The sequence below is a fragment of the Streptomyces dysideae genome (assembly GCF_001514305.1).
Taxonomy (GTDB): domain Bacteria; phylum Actinomycetota; class Actinomycetes; order Streptomycetales; family Streptomycetaceae; genus Streptomyces; species Streptomyces dysideae.
This window is the reverse complement of sequence record NZ_KQ949076.1, coordinates 514,122-528,451: the sequence shown is the minus strand read 5'-3', so window position 1 is coordinate 528,451 and position 14,330 is coordinate 514,122. Positions and strand designations below refer to the sequence as shown.

Annotated in this window: 15 protein-coding genes and 3 pseudogenes; 6 read left to right on the top strand and 12 right to left on the bottom strand. The window is 70.2% G+C overall.

Going from position 1 to position 14,330, the window contains the following annotated elements:
- Window position 1: 1 nt before the first annotated feature.
- The gene (locus AQJ91_RS05620; RefSeq protein WP_067017229.1) at window positions 2–889 is read right to left on the bottom strand and encodes a helix-turn-helix domain-containing protein; all 888 of its coding nucleotides are present in this window, start codon (window positions 887–889) and stop codon (window positions 2–4) included.
- Between the two features lie 148 nt (window positions 890–1,037).
- Here AQJ91_RS05620 and AQJ91_RS48805 point away from each other — a divergent pair, with 148 nt between their 5' ends.
- Window positions 1,038–1,589: an ATP-binding protein gene (locus tag AQJ91_RS48805; RefSeq protein ID WP_324617970.1), complete on the top strand. Its 552-nt coding sequence runs from the start codon at window positions 1,038–1,040 to the stop codon at window positions 1,587–1,589.
- Between the two features lie 571 nt (window positions 1,590–2,160).
- Here the strand turns inward: AQJ91_RS48805 and AQJ91_RS58120 are convergent.
- The 3 genes and pseudogenes from AQJ91_RS58120 to AQJ91_RS05600 all read right to left on the bottom strand — a co-directional run.
- Window positions 2,161–2,425 (bottom strand): annotated as a pseudogene (locus tag AQJ91_RS58120) (pentapeptide repeat-containing protein); the annotation flags it as partial.
- 151 nt (window positions 2,426–2,576) lie between these two features.
- A complete protein-coding gene (locus AQJ91_RS05605; RefSeq protein WP_067016959.1) occupies window positions 2,577–2,993 on the bottom strand; it encodes an SRPBCC family protein in 417 nt (138 codons plus the stop codon).
- A 28-nt stretch (window positions 2,994–3,021) separates the two neighbouring features.
- Window positions 3,022–3,384, bottom strand: coding sequence for a VOC family protein (locus tag AQJ91_RS05600; protein ID WP_067016957.1), 363 nt, complete (start codon window positions 3,382–3,384; stop codon window positions 3,022–3,024).
- A 229-nt stretch (window positions 3,385–3,613) separates the two neighbouring features.
- Here AQJ91_RS05600 and AQJ91_RS05595 point away from each other — a divergent pair, with 229 nt between their 5' ends.
- The gene (locus tag AQJ91_RS05595) at window positions 3,614–4,381 is read left to right on the top strand and encodes a helix-turn-helix domain-containing protein (protein WP_234381813.1); all 768 of its coding nucleotides are present in this window, start codon (window positions 3,614–3,616) and stop codon (window positions 4,379–4,381) included.
- 138 nt (window positions 4,382–4,519) lie between these two features.
- On the opposite strand, the gene AQJ91_RS05590 is transcribed toward AQJ91_RS05595, so the two are convergent.
- The gene (locus tag AQJ91_RS05590; RefSeq protein WP_067016953.1) at window positions 4,520–5,173 is read right to left on the bottom strand and encodes a Uma2 family endonuclease; all 654 of its coding nucleotides are present in this window, start codon (window positions 5,171–5,173) and stop codon (window positions 4,520–4,522) included.
- Window positions 5,174–5,424: 251 nt separating this feature from the next.
- A complete protein-coding gene (locus AQJ91_RS05585; RefSeq protein WP_067016952.1) occupies window positions 5,425–6,474 on the bottom strand; it encodes a mechanosensitive ion channel family protein in 1,050 nt (349 codons plus the stop codon).
- A 291-nt stretch (window positions 6,475–6,765) separates the two neighbouring features.
- Here AQJ91_RS05585 and AQJ91_RS05580 point away from each other — a divergent pair, with 291 nt between their 5' ends.
- Window positions 6,766–7,302, top strand: coding sequence for an HNH endonuclease (locus AQJ91_RS05580; RefSeq protein WP_067016949.1), 537 nt, complete (start codon window positions 6,766–6,768; stop codon window positions 7,300–7,302).
- Between the two features lie 112 nt (window positions 7,303–7,414).
- On the opposite strand, the gene AQJ91_RS05575 is transcribed toward AQJ91_RS05580, so the two are convergent.
- From AQJ91_RS05575 to AQJ91_RS05550, 6 genes and pseudogenes are all read right to left on the bottom strand, one after another.
- Window positions 7,415–8,053 carry a hypothetical protein gene (locus AQJ91_RS05575; protein WP_067017227.1) on the bottom strand — a complete coding sequence of 213 codons (639 nt, stop codon included), beginning with the start codon at window positions 8,051–8,053 and terminating at the stop codon, window positions 7,415–7,417.
- 126 nt (window positions 8,054–8,179) lie between these two features.
- Window positions 8,180–9,559, bottom strand: coding sequence for a hypothetical protein (locus tag AQJ91_RS05570; RefSeq protein ID WP_079084686.1), 1,380 nt, complete (start codon window positions 9,557–9,559; stop codon window positions 8,180–8,182).
- Window positions 9,556–10,350 carry an ABC transporter ATP-binding protein gene (locus tag AQJ91_RS05565; protein WP_234381811.1) on the bottom strand — a complete coding sequence of 265 codons (795 nt, stop codon included), beginning with the start codon at window positions 10,348–10,350 and terminating at the stop codon, window positions 9,556–9,558. Before AQJ91_RS05565 ends, AQJ91_RS05570 begins: the two co-directional genes overlap by 4 nt.
- Before the next feature lie 53 nt (window positions 10,351–10,403).
- Window positions 10,404–11,309 (bottom strand): zf-HC2 domain-containing protein, encoded by a 906-nt coding sequence (locus AQJ91_RS05560; protein WP_067016945.1) that lies wholly within the window; start codon window positions 11,307–11,309, stop codon window positions 10,404–10,406.
- Entirely contained in the window at window positions 11,306–11,911 is a 606-nt protein-coding gene (locus tag AQJ91_RS05555; protein WP_067016942.1) for an RNA polymerase sigma factor, read from the bottom strand. Before AQJ91_RS05555 ends, AQJ91_RS05560 begins: the two co-directional genes overlap by 4 nt.
- A gap of 134 nt (window positions 11,912–12,045) precedes the next feature.
- A pseudogene (locus AQJ91_RS05550) lies at window positions 12,046–12,324 on the bottom strand (ABC transporter permease); the annotation flags it as partial.
- An 848-nt stretch (window positions 12,325–13,172) separates the two neighbouring features.
- On the opposite strand from AQJ91_RS05550, the gene AQJ91_RS05545 reads away from it, so the two are divergent.
- From AQJ91_RS05545 to AQJ91_RS05535, 3 genes and pseudogenes are all read left to right on the top strand, one after another.
- A complete protein-coding gene (locus tag AQJ91_RS05545; RefSeq protein WP_067016939.1) occupies window positions 13,173–13,586 on the top strand; it encodes a hypothetical protein in 414 nt (137 codons plus the stop codon).
- Window positions 13,587–13,709: 123 nt separating this feature from the next.
- Window positions 13,710–13,897: pseudogene (locus tag AQJ91_RS58115) on the top strand (RHS repeat-associated core domain-containing protein); the annotation flags it as partial.
- Window positions 13,898–14,103: 206 nt separating this feature from the next.
- Window positions 14,104–14,328: a hypothetical protein gene (locus AQJ91_RS05535; protein ID WP_067016935.1), complete on the top strand. Its 225-nt coding sequence runs from the start codon at window positions 14,104–14,106 to the stop codon at window positions 14,326–14,328.
- Window positions 14,329–14,330 lie beyond the last annotated feature (2 nt).

Below are 14,330 nucleotides of genomic sequence, written 5' to 3'. Positions count from 1 at the left end.
GTCAGATCTCCTGTCGAATGGTGTCGATCAGCAGGGCCGAGTCGCGCTGGGCGAGGCTCAGCCGGGCCGTACGGTCGAAGAACGCGCCGTACGTCGCGCTCTCGGCCGCGTTCTCGGCCCATACAGTAGACATGATGGTGTCCGCGTGGACCACGTCCACAGCCTCGCTCTCGGCGAACGAGATGATGGTGAACGGGCCTGTAATGCAGGGGTGTCCGCCCGCGCGGTACGGCAGTACTTGTAGGCGGACGTTCGGGAGTTCGGCCACCTTCAGCAGGTGCTCCAGCTGCGCGCGCATGATGCCCGGGCCGCCGATCAACTGTCGTAGCGCCGCTTCCCAGACGATGGCGTACACCTCAAGCGGGCGCTCATCGCGCAGGCGTGCCTGGCGGCGCATACGGATCTCGACGAGGCGCTCGATCTCGTTGGGGTCCTCCCATACCCCCGCGCCCTCGCTCACCGCAAGCGAGCGGGCGTACTCAGCGGTCTGGAACAGCCCGGGGATCAGGGAGAGTTCCCACGTTCGTACGCGGCTGGCCGCGTCCTCCAGCGCGATGTACTCGGAGAGCGTGCCCGGGTGGGGCGAGTCCTGCCACCAGCCTTTGGCCTTACGGCGTTCGCGGTCCAGCCGGGCCAAGTCCAGGAGCTGGGCGAGGGCTTTGGGGTCGTCCAAGCCGTAGAACTCGCACAGCACCCGGATGTCCGGATCCCGCATCGGCACCCAGCCCCGCTCCATCTTCACGATCTTGGTGCCGGTCGCGTTGATGGACTCGGCGGCCTGCTGCTGGGTCTTGCCCGCAGCGTCGCGCAGGCGCAGCAGTTCTCCACCGAGCCGACGTCCCAGGACAGTTGACGCCCGGTTGCCTACGGGCTGGGTTGATCGCTTCACGGTCACAGTGTGTCCCCGGGACGTCACCGAGTCGACCGCTTAAGCATTTTGGGGAAGAACTTCCCTGAATCGATTGCCTCTGAAGCGAGCGCCCCACTACGTTCGGTACACAGTCGCCCACACAGCGGCGTCATCTGGAGGTGCACTCATGCCCGAACCCCAACCCCCCACCACCCCCGATCCCGCCCCCGTCCTCCACGAAGACCTCCTCGACTACACCCCCGTCCTCCGCAGCGTCCCCCTCGCTCGCCGCCGCGCCGCCCGTCTCGTCGCCGAGTGGGGATACGCGGCCCTCGCCGGCGATGTCGCCCTCGTCGTCTCCGAGTTGATGACCAACGCCCTGCTGCACGGCAGCCTGCGGGACCGGCTCATCCGCGTACGGCTCACCGCCACCGCCACGGTTCTCAGCGCGGAGGTCAGCGATCCGCGCGGGGAGCGGGTGCCGTGTCCGCGTGATGCGGGGGCGAGGAACAGTTCGGGCGGGGGCTGGCACTGGTCGGGGCGCTCGCGGACGACTGGGGCGTACGACCCCGTCTCGGCGTCGGCAAGACGGTCTGGGCGGAGTGGAAACTCACGGCGCCCCTCCGCATCGTCCATCCGCCGATGCGTACAGAGGCGTGACAGGAATGGCGCCAGCGTGGGCATGTCCCGGAACGGTGCTCGACGAGCGGAAGGGGCGGCCGATGACCATGCCGTATGAGGACGGGGATGCTCGCCTGATCCCGCGCCCCGAGCTGACGCTTCCTGCCCTGCGGCAGGCTGTGGCGACCGTGGCCCCCTCTCGCCTGCCCGAGTTCTTCGAGGACCTGCAGAGAGCCTTCGTGCGGGCCGGCGACGAGGACAGCGTCGTACCGATCCGCATGTTCTACCGGCCGTGGGGCGTGGTGGTCGAGATCGAGCGGCACCCCGAGACGGCGGCCGGCTGCACGCCGCCGAGCAGGCCGTCAGCGACCCGGACCCGGCCGTACGGGACCGTGCCATCCGTGAAGCCGGGGAGATCGTACGAACTGCGCACCGTGAGGTCGCCGGTGGCTGGCTGGCACTGGGAGCCGTTTCAGGACGACCTGCTCGACGGACTCCTGGATGCGGCCCGCGCCGAGACCGAGCGGCTGGCCAACGAGGTCGCCGTACGGGAGTCCATGGTCTTCCTGGAGGGCTCCGCCTACACCGGACCCGGGCCGGGCGTGCGCACGGAGAGCCGCGGTCTGCTCATGCTCACGTATCTGACGGACGTGCGCGGCGAGCGGATCGTGGTGGTTCAGGTGAGCTGGTTCGGCTGGCAGGCCAAGGCCCATGATGACCAGGACAGTGGCCGCCACGGCAACTACCAGCCGGCCCAGGGCGCGCGAGGCGCGCAGGCCGTAGCCGGACAGCAGCCAATACCCCCACAGCAGGCCCCGTTCACCGGGCGGGGTGGCGGTGCGGTCGCGGCGGCGCATCTGTCGGGTAGGCCATCTCGCCGTAGTAGAAGTCGGCGGCGCCGGGCTCGTTCTCGCCGTCCTCGATGGCTTTGCACAGTTGCCGGTAGAGCGCGGCCGCGTCCTCCGGGTCTGGGGTGAGGCCGTGGTCGGAGCGTCACTCCCACTTGTCTGACGACGAGGCGTACGCGGTCTCACACGAATTGCGGACACGGCTCCATCGGGGCCAGGCCCTTGCCGGAGCCGCGCCGCACTTCCAGGCCGCTCGGTCAGTTGTCCGCCGCGGCTTGGGTCTCCAGGGCCTGCTTGATCACGCGTGCTCCCTGGTCGACCATCTCGGCGATAGGGCCCGCGAGGTCGTCGGGTGTCACATCGGTGATCCAGACGAACCGACTGTGTTCCTTGCCGTCTGCGAAAACCTGCATCGATGCGTGGTGGTGCTTGGGGGCCAGTGACCCGCCGACCACTGCATAAGCAACCCGGCGGGCTTCGTCGTCGATGTCAACGAGGAGCTCGTGCACCACGACGCCGTTGGCAAAGGTCACGACTCTGGTATCCGCCTTGAGATGCGTGTCTGTGACGAAGCCGGGTGCCAGGCGCCGGTGTATCTCGCTGACGTCGCGGACCGCCGCCCAGACGTTCTCGGGGGCGCTCCTGATCTGGAATTCCTTGTGGATGTGAGCCATGTGGGGGTCTCTCCTGTTTGCCGGGTGGTCAGTCGCCGGTGGTGAGGCAGAACGGGTGCCCCTCGGGATCGGTGAGCACCACCCACTTGCCCTCGCCGGGCTGGAACTCGGGCTTCGCCGCCCCGATGGCGAGCAGCTCCTTGGCGGCGCTCTCCAGGTCGGTGACGGTGAGGTCGAGGTGCGCGTGAGTTCGGGCGTCGGGCCAGCCCGGCGCCTGGTAGCCCTCGATGCGCTGGAAGGCGATCTGCACCGGACCGCCGTTGCCCAGGGAGGAGAAGTCCTGGTCGCTGTAGGTGATTTCCCAGCCGGTGGCCTTCCTGTAGAACTCGGCGAGTATCGCCGGATCGGCGCAGTCGATGACGACCGCGGTGAACTCTGCGAGGGCGGGCATGCCAATGACCCCTTCGTATGGGTGCTGGTGACGTGTGATGTGCCCCGACGAGGCAGCCCGGTGCACTGGGCAGGGCGGCGGGGCCGGGGCACGTCAACCAGCCTGCTCGCGGCAGTAGATCCCCGTCTTGAACATCCTTGCGCGGGTGATTGTCAGACCCTCGGCGTAGCGTTCAAGAGTGCTCTCAGCCACCACTCTCACTACCCGACCCGACTTCAGCATCACGGCTGTGACATGCCAGGACGACCATGCGCGCTGGTCGGAGACCGAAGTGCGTCAGGACTACCGGGTGGTGCTCGTGCGCCGTGGCCGGTTCCGCAGGCGCGCAGCCGGAGCCGACGCCGACATCGACTCGACAATGGCCTACGTCGGCGTGCCGGGCGAGGAAGAGCACTTCGCCCATCCCGCCGGAGGCGACGACTGCACATCCATCAGCCTGACGCCGACGCTCTGGCACGTCATGGCCGGCGACGTCGCGCGCCTGGCCACACAGATCGTGTACGTCGATGCCCGCCTCGACCTCACCCATCGCCGGCTCCTGGCGACCGCCCGGACCGGAGACGTCGACTACGCGCTGGCGGAAGAATTGCTCAGCCTGCTCGCCACCGCTGTAGGCCAAGTCGTCTCCGGGCCCACACCGCTCAGTGCACAAGCCCCTGGAAACGAAGCGGCTCTCGTCGCAGCAGCCCGCCAGGCGATCACCGAAGGCCACCCGGCCTCGGACGGACTGCTCCCGCTCGCAGAAGTGCTGGGCGTCTCGCCCTACCGCCTGAGCCGATCCTTCAGCCGCGAAACGGGGCTCTCAGTGACCCGCTACCGCAACCGCGTCCGCATTGGCCGCGCCCTCGACCGCTTGGAGGAGGGTGAGAGCAGCCTCGGCGCACTCGCCGCAGACCTCGGCTTCGCCGACCAGGCACACATGACCAGGACCATGCGCCAGTACCTGGGCCGTACACCGACGGCACTACGACGCCTGCTCGCCCCTCGGACACCTTGACGATCTCCGTTGCTCGACAACGTCTTCGCCTCGGGAATTACTTGGCCGCGACGACCCGACCCATCGCAATCGAACACCGGGGTGACGCTCCGCGACCGCTCCCCAAGATCTCGCCCAATCGCCCTCGTCCTGGATTGATCAGGACGCGGAGGGCGGGAGCACCGTTTTTCGATCGGTCTCCAGGAAGGGCGCCGTGTCCAGGGTGGGGTATGGGGCCGGGAGGGAGAGGGGCTCGCCGAGGTCGACCTTCGTGTCGGCGTCGTAGTACGCCTCGGTGGGGTCGTCGCCGGGGACGATTGGGTCTGTGTAGCAGTGGGCCGTCTTCGTGTTGCGGTTGATCAGGACGTAGGCGGGGATACCGGCGGCGGCGTAAGCCGAGAGTTTGGCGCCTATGTCAATCGCGTGATTGGTTGACGTGACCTCGCCCACCAGGGCGATCATGCCGATGGGGTACCAGCCCTTGTGGGCCTTGCGATACGACTCGTCGAGTTCGGTGGGCTCGCGGTACAGGACATAGAAGTCCGGAATGACCAGGGCCATGGTGCTGCCGTCCTTGTGGGCGGCGCGGAAACCCATGCCCATGCCGGCCAGGTCGATCCCGGCGGTGTGGAATTGGACGGCAAGCTTGACGGCGCCTTTGCTGTGCTTGTAGTCCGGCTGCGGCGGCACGATGACCGTCCCCTCGACGTACTCGGGTCGAATCGGCATCGGCGACGCCTCTTCGAACGCGATCAATAGATCGATGGGGTCCACCTGCGTCATCACCGGCTCCATAATCGGTTCGGCGCTCATCGCTGGTTCTCCTTGTCGCACTGATGCAATGCCAGGCTAAGCCCGCGCCGGGTGCCCCGGCAGAACAATGGAGCCCACGCCTGACGTGCGCGCCGGAATGTCATGACCGTTCACTCGAACGAGTGTGCTGAACCGTTACGCCGATCCCCGCACGTAAGAAGGAGGCGGCACCCGGAGCTCCCCGGATACCGCCTCCCTCGTAAGTCCTACTTCATCACACTCGGCGGCGTGAGCGGCGTAGCCGCCTGTGCCTACGGCGACGAAGTGTTGGAGTGCGCCGACGGCGCCGCCATCCCCGCCGTCGGGTCGGAGTCGGGGGTCTCGTCCGCCGGGGTGGCCGGGCCGCCGACGATCGGGATGTCCGCCGCGTCGAAGGCGCGCTTGATGCGCCAGCGGAGTTCGCGTTCCACCGTCAGGGACTTGCCGGGCATCGTCTTCGCCGACACCCGCACCACCATCGAGTCCAGCAGCACGCTGTCCAGGCCGAGGACCTCGATCGGGCCCCAGAGGAGCTCGTTCCAGGGCTCCTCCTTGCTCATCTTCTCGGCGACCTCGTCGAGCGTGCGCTTGACCTTGTCCAGGTCCTCGGAGGCGCGGACCGTGACGTCCACCCCGGCCGTGGACCAGCCCTGCGAGAGGTTGCCGATGCGCTTGACCTCGCCGTTGCGGACGTACCAGATCGCACCGTTGGGGCCGCGCAGCTTGGTCACTCGCAGGCCGACCTCGATGACCTCGCCGGTGGCGACGCCCGCGTCGATCTCGTCGCCGACGCCGTACTGGTCCTCGAGGATCATGAAGACGCCGGAGAGGAAGTCCGTGACGAGGTTGCGGGCGCCGAAACCGATCGCCACGCCCGCGACACCGGCGGAGGCGAGCAGTGGGGCCAGATTGATCTGGAACGTGGCCAGGATCATCAGCGCGGCCGTGCCCATGATCACGAAGCTGGCCACCGAGCGGAGTACCGAGCCGATCGCCTGGGAGCGCTGACGCCGGCGTTCGACGTTCACCAGGAGGCCGCCCAGCGCCGTGCCGTCGACCGCCTGTGCCGTGCGGCTCATGCGGTCTATGAGCTTGGTGATCGCCCGCCGCACCGCCACTCTCAGCATCGCCGCGATCACCACGATCAGCAGGACCCTGAGGCCGATCGCGAGCCAGGTCGACCAGTTCTGCTCGACCCAGCTCGCGGCCTGGGTCGCGTTCTCCTGGGCCTCCTCGATCGACGGGACCGCCGGGGTCGGGGACTCCGAGGGAGTCGGCGACGGCGAGGAGCCGACGGCCAGTAGGACGGCGGACAGGGACACGGCAGGTACCTCCAGGCGCAGCGGTCCGCCGCCCGGCAGATGGTCGGATGGTGAAGGGTCACGGAAAGGTCACCAGGGCGGCAGACCCACCACACTAACGGTGCATCGTGTGTGGATCGCTGCAATGTTCGAGGGAGAGACCGTGCTCACCTGGGGATGAAGAAAGGTGTGGTCGAAAACACTCCCAGCCCGTTACCGGGACATGGTGGCGCTTCCACCAGGCAAGAGGGGAGACTGACTACAGATCGTCCCGGCGCGAGCCACGCGCCGCCGACGCCCAAGGAGGCATCCGTGCCGCATGTCCTGGTCCTCAACGCGTCGTACGAGCCGCTCGGCGTCGTACCGCTCCGCCGCGCGCTAGTCCTCGTCCTCGAGAACAAGGCAGTCTGCCTCGAGGAGTCCGGCGCCTTTATGCACAGCGCAACCATCTCAGTCCCCGCACCAAGCGTGGTCCGGCTCAAGCGATTCGTCCGGGTTCCCTATCGGGGGCCCGTTCCTCTTACCCGCAGGGCGCTCTTCGCGCGCGACGGGGGCCGGTGCATGTACTGCGGTGGCGTCGCAACCAGCGTCGACCACGTCATCCCGCGCAGCCGCGGGGGCAAGCACGTCTGGGACAACGTGGTGGCCTCGTGCCGCCGCTGCAACCACGTCAAGGCCGACCGGCACCTCTTCGAGATCGGCTGGCGGCTGCGCCACAAACCCGCTCCGCCCACCGGCCTGGCCTGGCGCATCATCGGGACCGGCCATAGGGACCCGCGCTGGCTGCCGTACTTGCAGCCGTTCGGCGCGGACGACGCCTTGGCCCGGATCGACGGCATCTCTGCCTGAGACGATCCGGGCTTTTGCATACGTCGGTGAGGGTGGGGCGGGCTGGTGCCGGACGCGGGAACACCCCGCGCCCGGCCTGCCGGTGTGCCCTCGACGCCCTCGACGCGCTCGATCAGCCGCGCGGCCCCTCCGGCCGCGCCCCCCGCACCACGTACAGCACGCCTCCCGCGCCGAAGGCGACGAGCGCGACGATCCACCCGTCCCACTCCCCGGCCGGCTGCACGAGCCACGCCCACACCGGCACCACGCCCCCGTGCACCCCGGCGGCCCCCATGTACACCGCACTGACGTACCCGAAGACCGGCAGCCAGCTCAGCCGGGCGCCGAGCAGGGCCGCCGCGGCCGCGGCGAGGCCCGTACAGCCGAGGGTGTTGCGGATCATGGCGGGCGGGCCGAAGGAGGACACATGCCCGAGGACGGCCGGCGGCAGCAGGACCGCGGCGAGGGCGGTGAGCGCCAGCAGCTGCACCAGGCGCCGCCGCCACCAGGGGCGTACGGCCGTGCGGTCCAGTTCTTCGGACGCGCTGTACAGGCTCGCGCCGATCGCCGCGGCCGCGAGCAGCGGGGCCAGCGCGACCACCGGGACCCGCCGGCTCGGGTCCAGGTAGGCGTCCAGGCCGTGCGCGGCCCACACGGCGAGGGCGCCGGTCGCGGCGAGCGAGGCGACCGTGAGCGGGAGGGTGCGCGAGCGGGCGTACAGGAGAAGACCGCCGGTCACAGCGCCTGCAGCTCCTTCGGGTCGCACGGTCATGGCGTCGGCACCTCGTTCGGGTCGCACGGTCATGGCGCCGGTACTTTCTTCGGGTCGCACGGTCATGGCGTCGGCACCTCCCTCGGTCGACCTGTCACAGCGCCGGCACCTCCCTCGGTCGACCTGTCACAGCGCCGGCACCTCCTTCGGGTCGCACTCGTCGGCCGTCGCGAAGTACTCGGACAACCAGGCGCGGCGCTCCTCGTCGCCCATCCCCGCCAGCCGGGCGCGGGCCTCGATCCGCTCCTTCAGCCGGTCGCGCTCGGCCTTGCCGCCCTTGGCGTCCGCCTCGTCGAAGTCCTGCTGCAGCGGACTGGGTGCCAGGTATGCCTCCACGGCGTCGTCGATCCGGGCCACGCGCGGGTCGGTGGTTTCGCACTCCCCCCGGCCGTACAGCGCCATGCCGGCCGCCCACGCGAACTCCCGCGGATCGGTCAGCCGACCCCGTACGACGGACCAGCCGATCGGCGTGATCATCGGCAGCTCGGCCTCGTCCGGCTTCGGCCGCCTCGGCAGGTCCGCGAAGCGGACCGGCAGGTTCTCTACGCCCTCCAGGCGGCCCGTCAGACCGGACAGAGCCTCCGTGACCTGCGGCAACAGGCCCTCGTAGCGGGCGTTCACACAGATCTGCGGGGTCGTGGAGGTGTCGCACACCTGGCGGCGGGCCAGCGGGTCGGCGTGCCACAGGCCGTCGCCGGTCTGCACCAGCAGCGCCCCCGCGGCGGTCGCGGCGGCCAGCGGAAGCAGGGCCGTGAACCGGCGCCGGGCGGCGTACGCGAGAACCGCCGCCGTCGCCAGACCGCCCGTCCACGCGGCCATCGCCAGGGGCTGCCACCACACCGGCACATCGGTGACCGAGCCGTCGGCGAGCGGGGACAGGTGCCGCACGGGACTCGTCCCTTCGTACGCCAGGACACCGACGCCGACATACCCGGCCACCGCCAGCGCCGGTGCCGTCAGCCGCCAGGGCACCAGACGGCCCACCACCTGGCCCACCACGGCGGCGGACCCCAGGGCGACCGCGTCCGTGAGCGGTACGACGAGGTGCGGCCGGTCGCCGGTGGCGTAGAAGGCGGTGGCGAGCAGGGCGAGGCCGGTGGCGACCGCGTACCCGGCGACCACCCAGCACGCGACCGGCAGAGCGGACGCCAGGAACCGGGCGAGCGGACCGCGTGCCGCCGCCGACATCAGCTCTCCGGTACGGCGTCTGCGCTCCCGGCCGCCCTGCCAGCAGCAGGCGGCCAGGGCCAGCGGGACGCCCAGCAGCTGCGCTCCCACGTGCAGCCGGTCGCGGGTCTCGGCCCAGCCGCCCTGCCACTCCGCCGCGGCGGCGGCCATCCCCACGGCGAGGGTGAGGAGGACGGCCGCACCGGCCCAGGGGGCGAAGCCGCGCAGGAACTCGGCGCGCAGGGGGTGGTTGGGGGGAGCCGCGCGCTTCCCGCTCCCCGCTTCCCGCGCCGCTTCCGCTGCTTCCGCTGCTTCCGCTTCTTTCGCTACGAGGGTCATCGCGCCGTCCCTTCGAGGGTCTGGGGCCGGCCGGAGTCGCGGTGGGCGCGCAGCGCGGCCGTGTAGCCGCGCTCGATCGCGTTGTCGCCGGCGCTGCCCGCCGCGCCCGCCGACTCGCCGAGCGCGGCGAGTGAGCCGGGCGTGCCGCGCCAGGCGACCCGGCCCGCGTCGACGAGGGTGACCTCCGTGCAGGCCGCCGCCACGTCCTCCACGAGGTGGGTGGAGACGATGACCGTGGCCGAGGCGCCCAGTTCGCGCAGCAGCTCCCGGAACTCGACGCGCTGCTCCGGATCGAGACCGGCGGTCGGCTCGTCGAAGAGCAGCACCCGGGGGTCGTTGACGATGGCCTGGGCGATGCCGACGCGGCGGACCATGCCGCCGGACAGCGTCCTGACCTTCGTGTCGATGCGGTCGGCGAGGCCGACCCGGCCGACGGCCCGTTCCACGGCGGCCGGGGCGTCGGCGGTGCGCATCTCCTTCAGCCAGGCCACGTACGCGACGAACTCTCGCACCGTGAACCCCGGGTAGTAGCCGAACTCCTGCGGCAGATAGCCGAGCTGACGCCGTACGGTGCCGCGCCGCCGCTGCTCGCCGGTGTTCTCGCCGAGGATCTCCACCCGGCCGCCGCTCGGTTCGGCGACCGTGGCGAGGACCCGGATCAGTGAGGTCTTGCCGGCGCCGTTCGGGCCGAGCAGTCCGTGGACGCCGGGGCCGAAGTCGAGGTCCAGCGCGTCGAGGGCGACGGTCTTGCGGTGCCGGACGTGCAGGCCGGTCACTCGGATGGTGGGCAAGGGGGCTCCAGGGGAGGAGTGGGAGGGGAGATCCAGAGAGGCCGGGGGCGTCGTCAACGCCGCTCCAGGCGGTCGTAGGCCCGACGGCGGGTGGCCAGCAGCGCGGCACAGAGGACGGCTGCCGCCGCCCACGCGCCCTGCGCCGGGGCGCCGTCGAGGTAGGCCGAGAGCTGGTCGGCCAGCCGTGCGGTCAGCCCACCCCGCGCGGTGAGCGCCGGGGCGAGTACGGCGCACAGCCAGCCGCCGCCGGTCACCGCGGTGGCGGTGCGGAACCCGGTGTAACCGGCCAGGGCCAGGGAGGCCAGGGTCAGGGTGAGGCCGGGCAGCAGCCAGGCGGCCGCGGCCGGGGCGCCCGAGGCCGGCAGCAGCAGCCCGGCCAGGGTCAGCAGCGGCAGGCTGACGGCCAGTACCGCGGCCGTCCGCGTCAGCATCAGCCGGAGCCCGGCCGACGGTGTCGCCGCGGTGATCTCGTGCAGCGGGTCGGCGTGCGCGCCGTAGGACAGGGCGACCCCGACGACCGGTACGACGGGGGCGACGGCCAGCAGCAGCGGCCGTGCCGCGTCGAAGTCGGCACCGTAGGCCAGCGCGACCGCGCCGAACGCCACGAGCAGCACGGCCGGCAGCCAGGCCCCGCGCACGGCGGGCCCGGCGGCCCACAGGACACGGGCGGTACGGGAGCCGACGGAGGGGAAGGGGAGGCGCCGGCGGGACCGGGACTGGGACCGGGACAGGGATGCCGATGCCGATGCCGGTGACGTGGTGGGCGCCGCGCCCAGTACGGCCTCCCGTACCTCGGCGAGCGTCACCCCCGCCGCCGTCTCCCGTACCGCCTGTGACACCCGGGCCGCGCAGTCGCCGCAGGACTCCAGGTGTTTCTCCAGCGACCAGGCGTCCGGCTCCGGCAGGGAGCCGTCCGTGTAGCGGGTGACGAGGTCGTCGGACGTGTGCCAGCCGGTCATGCCGGGCCTCCCAACGGCGACGGGTTCAACTGGGCGAGGGCGGCGCGGAGTTCGGTGCGGGCGCGCATCGCACGGGACTTGACGGTGCCTTCGGGTATGCCGAGCAGCCGGGCGGTCTCGCGGGTGGTGAGCCCGTCGACGACCGTGGCGCGCAGTACGTCGCGCAGTTCGGGCGAGATCCGGTCGAGGGCGGTGCCGACATCGCCGTACTCCAGCCCCGCCAGCACCCGCTCCTCGGCGGACGGCGCGGCAGCCGCAGGCGCGTACCCGCTCGGCGCCTCGTCCATCGGCGCCGTCTCCAGCCGCGTGGCCCGCTCGTGGGCCCGCCGCGCGTCGACCAGGCGGCGCGCGGCGATGGTCCACAGCCAGCCGCCGGCCTCCTCGCCCCGGTGCGCGTCCGCCGACCTCCACACGGCCACGAACGTGTCCTGCAGCACCTCGCGCACGACCTCGGGGTCGGCACAGCGCCGCCGCAGCCGCGCGTGCAGCCACCCGGCGTGCCGGTCGTACAGCGCGGCCATCGCCGCCGAGTCCCCGCCCGCGACGGCGCGCAGCAGCGCCGCGTCCGAGTCCGCCTCGTCCTTCTCCCGGTGGCCCCCCATGGGGCGGAACAGTCTCACACCCCCTCTATCGACGGCTGTGGGGCGGTTGGTTCGGCGGAAAGGGACCGGGTACGGGTGCGGCCCGGGGGTCCCCTGCGCCCCCGGGGCCGGACGGTTCACGGGCCATGCCCCCGTCACACGTACCGCAGTTCCCCCGGCCGCACCGACCGCCGCAGCAAAGGCAGTGCCGTCGTCGCGGCCAGCAGGCAGCAGCCGTACACCGCCACCGGCACAAGCAGCGCCACCCACGGGATGCCCGGAGTGACGTGCTCCCTGGTGAGCGCCGCGTACCAGATGCCGATCGCCATGCCGCCCGTGCCCGCCACCAGGACGGCGGGGGCCAGCGGCAGCGCGGTCTCCAGGAGCAGGGCCCGGCCCAGTACCGTGCGCGGCACGCCGGCGGCGGTCTGCGCGGTAGAGGGCGTGGAAAGCGGGGGTGACCGGGCGTGGTGGTGGGGCGGCGCGGGCGCAGGCCGGCGGGCAGCGGGGTACCGCTGACGTGCACGACAAAGCCGCTTGACACGCATTCGGAATTCCCGGAATTCCCCAGGCGGTGTAGACCACTGACGGCAGTAGTGACGGCAACACCAGCAGACTCCAGCGCACGAGCGCGAACATCCGGCGACTGTCAAATCGCCCGCTGACCAGCAAACTTGCAGGTAGGAGCGGCCTGGCCTGCACACGCACTATGTGCTGGCGGGCGAGATACCGGTTCTCGTTCACAACTCCACTCGTCTCCTCGGGGCCACTCGCGACATCACGAGGCATCGCGCAGCTCGTGCGGGGGAGAAATTTGACGTTGACTACCTTGCAATCGTCGGCACATCGAAAGGTGGCAAGGGGGGTCTTCGAAGTTGAGCGGTGCGCCCCTGTTGGTCGGCGTCCGCCCCCAGGCCCTCGTAAGCCGGGGATGTGACACTCCCGCGGAAACTGTCACATCCCTGCGGCTTACCAGTCGGCGCCCGGCGTCCGCGCACCGCTCAACTTCGAAGACCCGGCAAGGGCGGTACCGGTGGGTGGACCTGGCAGCGAAATAAGCGCTTCATCGACAAAGCTCCGACCGAGGGGCGGTCGATACGCCTGGTCGCAGATCCGGGAAAGCCTCTCTACTCAAAAGGAAATACGTTTCAGAGGGAGCTAAAGTATCTTCAAGGGGAAGGGTACGGTTGGCGGCAGGTTGAGTTCGGTGAAAACTCCCACATGGGAGGTCTACAGGATCCGTCCGTAGACTCAAGAAACGTAAAGGAGAGTAGGCGACCTAATGGTTCCATCAGCGAAGGTATTCTTTCAAGAAGTGCGCGCAGCCTACGCCGAAACCGCAGCGAGGCTGGACCTCATCGGGCCAGAAGAGGGGCGAGACGTCATTCCGGTTTCTAGCTACAAGGTCAGCGAATTGGCGTACGAAGTGCAACTAGATGTGCGTGAGGGCACTGTGGATACCGATGTCAAGGTCGAGACGGATGCCATCTATCTCACGATGGACATCGAGGCGCTTGCGCTGGCCCTGAACGTTGTTGAAAAGCGAGGAGGATTCTCACACAGTGCCCGTAACTTGAAACAGCTGAAGAAATCATTGACTGGGCAGGTGGGCTATGTCGAACTGTTGCACCCCATGCTCTCCGGGGGAGAAGCGGAGAAAGTGATGGTGCAAGCCGGTGCCCGGCGGTGGCGATAGATTCATTCGTTCGTGCCTGTGGAGCGTCGGGCGGGGTCGACCTCGGCAACGGTGCTGTCGGCAGGGTTGATCGTCGCCGCGGCGGTGGTCGCGGCCAAACACGTCGGCTGGTGCGCGTCGACTGGCGCCGACCGTGGCCAGCCCGTCGGCGACACCACCGCGTGGCCCGACGACAACGACTCCTCGGCAAAGCCCGCGATGCCACTACCGGCCTGACCCGCATCGGCGCACGCGAATACGACCCCACCCTCGGCCAGTTCATCAGCGTCGACCCCGTCCTCGGCCCCGCCGACCCGCAAACCCTCAACGGCTAAGCTCACCAGCCCGCTGTTGGTTGCCACCCGATGACCTCGAACGCGGCCCTCATCGGTCGGCAGAATGTGACGAGAGGCACGTTCTTCCGTTCTGTACGTCTGCCGCCGCGCCCGCTGGGTAGGGCTGCGGTAACCCGCAAGGGCCTGACCCGCGCGACCCGCAGGGCAGGCCATAGGTCGCCGTACTCGACAAGGAGGCCCCCGTGGCCGCATCGGCACACCTTCTGCTCTCGGCCCTTTCCAAACCCGAGCCCGCCGCGCCGCACTACTGCGTGTTCAGCGCCGAGGGAGCCTGCGCCGAGGCACCCCTGACCAGCGAACCGCCCCTGCCCGACGCCGAGCAGCCCCTCACCAGCGAGCCCCCACTCGCCGACGCCGCGCCGCTGACCAGTGAGTCCGCGGCCCCGGAGATGGACCCCGCGAGGTAGTA

Excerpts from the sequence above, each read along its gene's own strand:
- AQJ91_RS48805 (WP_324617970.1), top strand. The coding sequence starts at position 1,038 with ATGCCCGAACCCCAACCCCCCACCACCCCCGATCCCGCCCCCGTCCTC.
- AQJ91_RS05605 (WP_067016959.1), bottom strand. The coding sequence starts at position 2,993 with ATGGCTCACATCCACAAGGAATTCCAGATCAGGAGCGCCCCCGAGAAC.
- AQJ91_RS05600 (WP_067016957.1), bottom strand. The coding sequence starts at position 3,384 with ATGCCCGCCCTCGCAGAGTTCACCGCGGTCGTCATCGACTGCGCCGAT.
- AQJ91_RS05590 (WP_067016953.1), bottom strand. The coding sequence starts at position 5,173 with ATGAGCGCCGAACCGATTATGGAGCCGGTGATGACGCAGGTGGACCCC.
- AQJ91_RS05575 (WP_067017227.1), bottom strand. The coding sequence starts at position 8,053 with ATGACCGTGCGACCCGAAGGAGCTGCAGGCGCTGTGACCGGCGGTCTT.
- AQJ91_RS05570 (WP_079084686.1), bottom strand. The coding sequence starts at position 9,559 with ATGACCCTCGTAGCGAAAGAAGCGGAAGCAGCGGAAGCAGCGGAAGCG.
- AQJ91_RS05560 (WP_067016945.1), bottom strand. The coding sequence starts at position 11,309 with ATGACCGGCTGGCACACGTCCGACGACCTCGTCACCCGCTACACGGAC.
- AQJ91_RS05555 (WP_067016942.1), bottom strand. The coding sequence starts at position 11,911 with ATGGGGGGCCACCGGGAGAAGGACGAGGCGGACTCGGACGCGGCGCTG.
- AQJ91_RS05545 (WP_067016939.1), top strand. The coding sequence starts at position 13,173 with ATGGTTCCATCAGCGAAGGTATTCTTTCAAGAAGTGCGCGCAGCCTAC.